The following is a 7,282-nucleotide window of genomic DNA, read 5'->3' on the forward strand; positions in this document are numbered from 1 at the left end:
TGGAGGCCGATGCTCGGCTCGTCGAGGACATAGAGCACGCCCGACAGCCCGCTGCCGATCTGCGACGCGAGCCGGATTCGCTGGCTCTCGCCGCCGCTGAGCGTGCCGCTGGTGCGGTCGAGATTGAGGTAATCGAGCCCGACATTGTTGAGGAAGCCGAGCCGCTCGTCGATTTCCTTGAGGATCGCGCGCGCGATCTCGCGTTGCTGCGCGGTGAGCATCTCGGGCACGCCCGCGAACCAGGCGAGCGCGTCGACCACCGACAGATGCGTGACGCTGGAGATGTCGCGCATGCCGATCTTGACCGCGAGCGCCTCGGGCTTGAGCCGCGCGCCGTGGCACGTCTCGCACGGGGCGCTCGACTGATACTTCGACAGTTCCTCGCGCATCCACGCGCTTTCGGTGCTGAGCAGGCGGCGGTTGAGATTGCCGATCACGCCTTCGAACGGCTTCTTCACGTCGTAGCTCTTCTTGCCGTCGACGAAGGTCAGCGTGACGGGCTTGCCGCCGGTGCCGTGGAGGATGATCAGCTGGACTTCGCCGGGCAGTTCGCCCCACGGCGTGTCGAGCGAGAAGCCGAATTCGCGCGCGAGGCTGCCGAGCACCTGCATGTAATAAGGCGATGGCGGCTGCGATTTCGCCCAGGGGACGATTGCGCCCTTCTTGAGGCTGAGCGCGTGGTTGGGGACGACGAGTTCCTCGTCGAACAGCATTTTCTCGCCGAGGCCGTCGCAGGCCGGGCATGCGCCTTGCGGGGCGTTGAAGGAGAAGAGGCGGGGTTCGATTTCGGCAATCGTGAAGCCGGAAACGGGGCAGGCGAATTTTTCGCTGAAGACGATGCGGTTGGCGGGGACGCCGGCGCCCTTCATTGCGCCGCCGAGGGTGGCACCACCTCCCCCACCGTTCGTGTCGAGCGCAGTCGAGACACCTTGCGCATCGCTTGTGGCCTGTTTCTCGACTGCGCTCGAAACGAACGGGGATTGGGTTTCCCGAACCGAGGCAGTGGCTGTGGCCAGCCCTGCCACCGTCCCATCCACCAAATCCACATAAGCCAGCCCGTCCGCCAGCTTCAGCGCGGTCTCGAAACTGTCCGCGAGCCGCGTCGCCACGTCCGGCCCCACCACCACGCGGTCGACCACGACTTCGACATCATGCTTGTATTTCTTGTCGAGCGCCGGCGCTTCGTCGATCTCGTAAATCTCGCCGTCGATGCGCACCCGCGTGAAGCCCGCGCGCTGCCATTCGGCCATGTCCTTTTTGAACTCGCCCTTCCTGCCCCGCACCACCGGCGCGAGCAGCAGCGCGCGGGTGCCGGTGGGGAGCGCCATCACCCGGTCGACCATCTGGCTCACCGTCTGCGCGGCGATCGGCAGGCCGGTCGCGGGCGAATAGGGAATGCCGACCCGCGCCCACAGCAGCCGCATATAGTCATAGATTTCGGTGACGGTCGCGACGGTCGAGCGCGGATTGCGGCTCGTCGTCTTCTGCTCGATGCTGATCGCGGGGCTGAGCCCCTCGATATGGTCGACATCGGGTTTCTGCATCATCTCGAGGAACTGGCGCGCATAGGCGCTCAAGCTCTCGACATAACGCCGCTGCCCCTCGGCATAGATGGTGTCGAACGCGAGGCTCGATTTGCCGCTGCCGGACAGGCCGGTGATGACGGTGAGGGTGTCACGCGGGATGTCGACGTCGACGCCCTTAAGGTTGTGTTCGCGCGCACCGCGCACCGAGATATGGGTCAGCATGGGGCGGGTTTGTTCCAGATTTGTTCGTGAAGGGCAAGCACTGCCATGCCTTAACAGACCAGAGCCATACCTGTCACAGGCCAAGCACCATACCACCACCGCGCGGGCAGGACGGATCCGATCCCTGGACGGCGGTATCGAAACGGCTGCTGCGTTGGGCACTTTGCGGTTCCGTCGGCCCTCGTCGGGATTGGCGCAAAGATCAAAATCGCAGAATAAAGAGCTTTGGCTGGCTGGCCTTTTGCGCTGCACTTTCAGCGTTGCGAAAAACCGGGCTGTTTTTTGGCTATTCGCGTGAAGGTCGATCAACCTGCGCGTTTCCACCCTTGCTGTTCAGTCTGCGCATATCAGCTCTGCGGTCGTTGCCGCATCGGCCGGGACGGACGGCTGTTGGCGATGTCAACGCGCGGTTACCGACGACGCCCGATGTTACTGGAACAGCCGCTGGACGGCGAACGGTCGGGCAAGCGGCGCGATCTGGTACGATACCGACGGCTATCGCGGTGGCCCGGCGGTGGCGTTCGCCCAGATCAACCCAGGCCCGACGCTGGTCGTGCGCGACTTTATCACGGTGTGATCGGCGGATTGGCGTCGACAGCACGGTCGGCGGCGCGTAGTTTCGCGCGATGCGCATCCTCGCTCACGTGTTGATCCTTGGCACGGCGTCGGCGCTGACGACCGGAGGCATCATGGCGGGCACCCCACCCACCCCGATCCAGTGCAGCGTGCGCGGCGAGAAGTTCGTCGCGCCGTTGACCGGGGCAGCGATCTGCCAGCGCTTCGTTGCTGCCTATGCCAGGGCGAGCGGCAGCGCCGCCACGGCGCGCCCGACCGCGCCCGCCGATGGGCTGGTGATCGCGCTAAACTTCCTGCCGCAGGGGGTTGCAAGCGCGCAGGTCACGCGGATGCGCGGCGGCAAGCCGCTGGCGCCGCTGAGCTTCAATCTGGCCGTGTCCGACCGCCCCTTCCACGCCGATGATGTTGACCGGCTGGCGGCGAGCACAGCCCAGGGCCTGCGGACAGCTTCGCCGCGATAGAAACCCATCGCTTAACCGCGTTTGGCTTTGCGCTTTTAACCGACCCGACATATCATTCGACCATTCACTAGGCTGCGGCGACAGACGTCGACGATGCCCATTTGCCGGATGACGCAAGGGAGAAAGACATGGCGAAGGCGCAGTGCGGTTGCTGTTCGACGGCGGTTTGCCAGAATCTCGATCCGGCCGGTAACCAGATTGATCCGCGGGGCCGCGACGGCCAGCCGATCCTCGTGCCGATCGATGGCCCGACCGACGCGAGCGCCAACGCCATTTTGCTGCCTGTCGACCCGACCCCCTATGTCGACACGGTGCCGGGAACGACCGCGACGACGGCAACGATTGCGGTGGGATCGAGCGTCAATGTCGTCATCGACACCAATGGCGATCATGACTGGTACCGCATCAGCCTGACCGCCGGACAAAGCTATGTGTTCACGACCCAGGCGATCGCCGGATCGAACCTCGACACCTTTCTCTATCTGCGCGACAGCGCGGGAACCCTCCTGACCAGCAACGATGACGGCGGCGACAACACCCATTCGCTGATCCCCTATACCGCGACGACGACGGGCACCTTCTACCTCGACGCAGGCACGTTTAACGATCAGGGCACCGGCAGTTACCGGCTGTTCGCCGTCGCGCTTCCGGCGGCGGGCGCCGACAGCGTGCTCGGCACCACGGCAACCACCGCGAGCGTCACGGTCGGCGGCATTGCCGCCGGCAATATCGAGACCGCGAACGACCGCGACTGGTTCCGGATCACCCTGACTGCGGGCGAAACCTATATCTTCCGTACCGGCGGCGTCGTGGCCGACGGGGCGGTCGATACCACATTGACCGTGCGCGACGCGGCCGGCACGCAGCTCGCGACCAATGACGATGCTGGCGAGGGCACGTATTCGGCGCTGCGCTTCACCGCGACGACCGGCGGCACCTATTATCTCGACGTGGGCGGCTTCGGTTCCACGACCGGGCAATATACGCTGACCGCTGCGACCACGCCGCCGCTGACGCTGTACACCAATGATCAGATCGCCAACCAGCTCACCGACGGCTATTGGGGCGGTGCGGCTCAGCGGCACGCGTTCAATGTCGCACCGGGCGGCACCATTACCTTCAACGTGCAGGGGCTGACAGCGGACGGACAGAATTTGGCGCGCGAAGCGTTCAACCTGTGGCGCGACGTGACGGGCATCAATTTTTCGGAAATCACCACGGCGGCGCAAATCACGCTCGACGACAATCAGACCGGCGCGTTTGCCAATGCGAGCTATTCGAACGGCGTCACGACCAGCGGGACCGTGAATGTCGGGACAGCTTGGCTGACAACCAATGGCATTGGGCTGAACAGCTATTCGTTCCAGACCTATATCCACGAAATTGGCCATGTGCTCGGGCTGGGGCATGGCGGCAACTATAATGGCAATGCCAGCTATGCGTCGGATTCGCTCTATCTGAACGACAGCTGGGCGACGACGATCATGTCGTATTTCGACCAGTCCGAGAATAGCTACTTCGCCGGGCTGGGTTTCACCCGGCAATTTGCGGTGACGCCGATGATTGCCGATGCCATTGCGACGACGGTGCTGTACGGCACGAACACGCTGACGCGTACCGGCAACACGACCTATGGCTTCAACAACACATCGGGCCGCGCGGTCTATGATGCGACGGCGAATCCCAGTGTCAGCTATACGATTTATGACAGCGGCGGCATCGATACGCTCGATTACTCGGGCTTTACGCAGAACCAGGTCATCAATCTGAATGCGGAGACTTTTTCGAACGTCGGTGCGCGGGTTGGCAATGTGTCGATCGCGCGCGGCGTCGTGATCGAAAACGCCGTCGGCGGCAGCGGCAACGACACAATTATCGGCAATGACGTGGTCAATTCGTTCGATCTGTCGCGCGGTGGCGTCGATACGGTCAGCGGCGGTGGCGGTGACGACGCTTTCTTCTTCGGCGCAACACTGACAGGCGCCGACACGATCGATGGCGGCGCGGGCAGCAACGATCAGGTCGGCATTCAGGGCAATTACACCGGCGCGAATGCGCTGGTGCTGAGCGCGACCTCGCTGACCGGTGTCGAAGTGCTGTCAGCGCTTGCGGGGTTCAGCTATGACATCACCACCAACAACGCCAATGTCGCCGCTGGGCAGCTGCTGACGATCTTCGGCACCAATTTGGGCGCGACCGACAATCTGACCGTCAATGCCTCAGCTGAAACTGACGGCGCCGTGCGTATCTATGGCGGCCTCGGCATCGACACCTTCACTGGCGGCGCGGGCAACGACGGCTTTTACTTCGGCCCCGGCCGCTTCGGCGCATCGGATCAGGTCACGGGCGGCGGTGGCACCAATGACCAGATCGCGCTCGACGGCGATTATACGCTCACGCTCGATACCCGGTTCGATGCCGAAGTCGTGGTGCTGCTGCGCAGTAGCTCGGGTCCGGAGAATAACTTCAACATCACCGCCGGCAACGCCTTCACCCCGACCGGCCAGACGCGGACGATCTTCGCGCTGTCGGTGACGAACTCGGTAACGATCAACGGTGCGGGGGAGACCGATGGCATCCTGCGCATCTTTGGCGGCACAGCGGGCGACATCATCACCGGCGGCAGCGGCGCGGATTATATCTTCGGCGGCAATGGCGGCGACACGCTGAACGGCGGCGCGGGCGCCGACATTTTCTTCTACGACTCCGCCGTGCAATCGAGCTCGACCAACTATGACCGGCTGCTCGACTTCAACTTTGCGAGCGACCGCATCCAGATCAGCGGCCAGGTGCACGACACCTATGCCACAATCGCGAGCGGCGCGCTGAGCACGGCCAGCTTCGACGCGGACCTTGGCGCTGCAACCGGTGCGCAGTTGATCGGTGGTCGCGCCGTGCTGTTCACGCCGACATCGGGCACGCTGGCGGGGCAGACCTTCCTCGTCGTCGATGCCAATGGCGTGGACGGCTATCAGGCGGGCGCGGATTATGTGTTCCTGCTGCCGAATGCAGTGACGGGCGGGGCCGATTTTATCATCGGGTGAGCGGGGTACTTTATGTCAGACCAAAGCTTGGCTTTCCCGCGACACGATAGGCACGCGACCGCCTCAAATTAGTCGTTTTCGCTGTTGATCCTTTAGGTTGTAGTGACATTTTAGGAATTCCCATTTGCGCTGAGTTCTGATTCAACACCGGTTTTTGGAGGCTGGTGTGGAAGGCGAGGTTCTTAGGGACGATCAGTGGGAGCGGCTGCGGGAGTTTGTGCCGGGCGGTCGCAAGGGCAAGCGCGGACCGCGCAGTGACGGGCGGCGGTTTCTCGATGCTTTGCTGTGGTTGGCGCGCTCGGGTGGGCGCTGGCGCGATCTGCCGGAGCGCTTTGGCTCCTATCAGACTGCAAAGCGTCGCTATTATCGCTGGGTCGAGCAGGGTGTGATCGACCGGATATTCGAAGCCGTATCCGACGATCCCGACATCGAATGGCTGGCCATCGACGCCACGGTGATCCGTGCTCAGGCCCAGGCTCTCGGCCGCTCCAGAGGCGGGTTCGGCACCAATATCCATGCTGTAGTCGATGCGCTCGGCCTGCCGGTGCGCTTCATGCTCGGCCCCGGCCAACAAAATGACATGGCACCAGCGTGCGATCTGATCCGAGGCTTACCCGCCGGGCAGGTGCTTGCCGACCGCGCCTATGATGCCGACAGCCTGTGCGAACTCGTCCGGGCACAGGGCGGCGAGCCCGTCATTCCGCCCCGGCGGCACGGCAAAATCCAGCGGGATTACGATGTTATCGCATATAAGCAGCGCTGGGGCATCGAAGGCTTCTTCGCCAAACTCAAGCAATGGCGACGCATCGCCACCCGATACGACAAGCTCGCCGCCAACTTCCTCGGCTTCATCAAACTGGCCAGCATCATGCTATGGCTGAAGTGATTAAATTGTCACTACAACCTAGCATTACAGTTGCGCTTTAGATCGGATGTGTGCGCGTCGCGCTGACGCCTGATGCGCTCTTCGCCAAGTGGACCAGGCGATGATGTGGGCGGGTTGGATACGGCGCTGAGCGAGCCGGATGGCGATGCGGCGGATCTCTTGCAGCGACCAGCGGATCAGCGGGGGCGTGGCGGTGTCCGCATTCTTTTTGGGGGCGGCACCAGGTTCGCGTGGTGACGGATCGCCGCCATCATGGCGAACGCCAGCATGACGAGCGACACGTGACGATGCCAGCCGTGCCAGGAGCGGGACTCGTTGTGGTCGAGCCCGAGTTCGTTCTTGGTGGTCTCAAAGCTGTCCTCGATCGCCCAGCGATGCCCTTCGACGCGGACCAGGGCTTCGATGCCCGTTCCCGCCGGACACCAAGTGGTGAAGAACGCAGGGTCGCCATCGGCGATGGTACAGCGGATCAGAAGGCCGCGCGTCCACAGGCCGGGCCTGTCAGGATTTCCGTGTGTGGGCGGGCGGTTGAACATTACGCCGCCATGGCTTTGATGAAGCGCTCGC

At 63.3% G+C, this 7,282-nt stretch carries 3 protein-coding genes and 2 pseudogenes; 3 read left to right on the plus strand and 2 right to left on the minus strand.

Features of this window, described 5'->3' with window-relative positions; genetic code table 11:
* A pseudogene (locus K2W81_RS10815) lies at positions 1–1,748 on the minus strand (excinuclease ABC subunit A); the annotation flags it as partial.
* A gap of 626 nt (positions 1,749–2,374) precedes the next feature.
* Between K2W81_RS10815 and K2W81_RS10820 the strand changes: the two are divergent.
* The 3 genes from K2W81_RS10820 (at position 2,375) to K2W81_RS10830 (ending at position 6,715) form a co-directional block, all read left to right on the plus strand.
* Positions 2,375–2,785, plus strand: a complete 411-nt coding sequence (locus K2W81_RS10820) for a hypothetical protein (RefSeq protein WP_294104182.1) — start codon at positions 2,375–2,377, stop codon at positions 2,783–2,785.
* A 128-nt stretch (positions 2,786–2,913) separates the two neighbouring features.
* Entirely contained in the window at positions 2,914–5,829 is a 2,916-nt protein-coding gene (locus K2W81_RS10825) for a M10 family metallopeptidase C-terminal domain-containing protein (protein WP_294104183.1), read from the plus strand.
* Positions 5,830–5,995: 166 nt separating this feature from the next.
* Positions 5,996–6,715: an IS5 family transposase gene (locus tag K2W81_RS10830; protein WP_294104184.1), complete on the plus strand. Its 720-nt coding sequence runs from the start codon at positions 5,996–5,998 to the stop codon at positions 6,713–6,715.
* A 176-nt stretch (positions 6,716–6,891) separates the two neighbouring features.
* On the opposite strand, the pseudogene K2W81_RS10835 reads toward K2W81_RS10830, so the two are convergent.
* Positions 6,892–7,282: pseudogene (locus K2W81_RS10835) on the minus strand (hypothetical protein); the annotation flags it as partial.

Origin of the sequence: Sphingomonas sp. (assembly GCF_019749955.1) — a bacterium.
GTDB lineage: Bacteria > Pseudomonadota > Alphaproteobacteria > Sphingomonadales > Sphingomonadaceae > Sphingomonas.

Excerpts from the sequence above, each read along its gene's own strand:
- K2W81_RS10825 (WP_294104183.1), top strand. The coding sequence starts at position 2,914 with ATGGCGAAGGCGCAGTGCGGTTGCTGTTCGACGGCGGTTTGCCAGAAT.
- K2W81_RS10820 (WP_294104182.1), top strand. The coding sequence starts at position 2,375 with ATGCGCATCCTCGCTCACGTGTTGATCCTTGGCACGGCGTCGGCGCTG.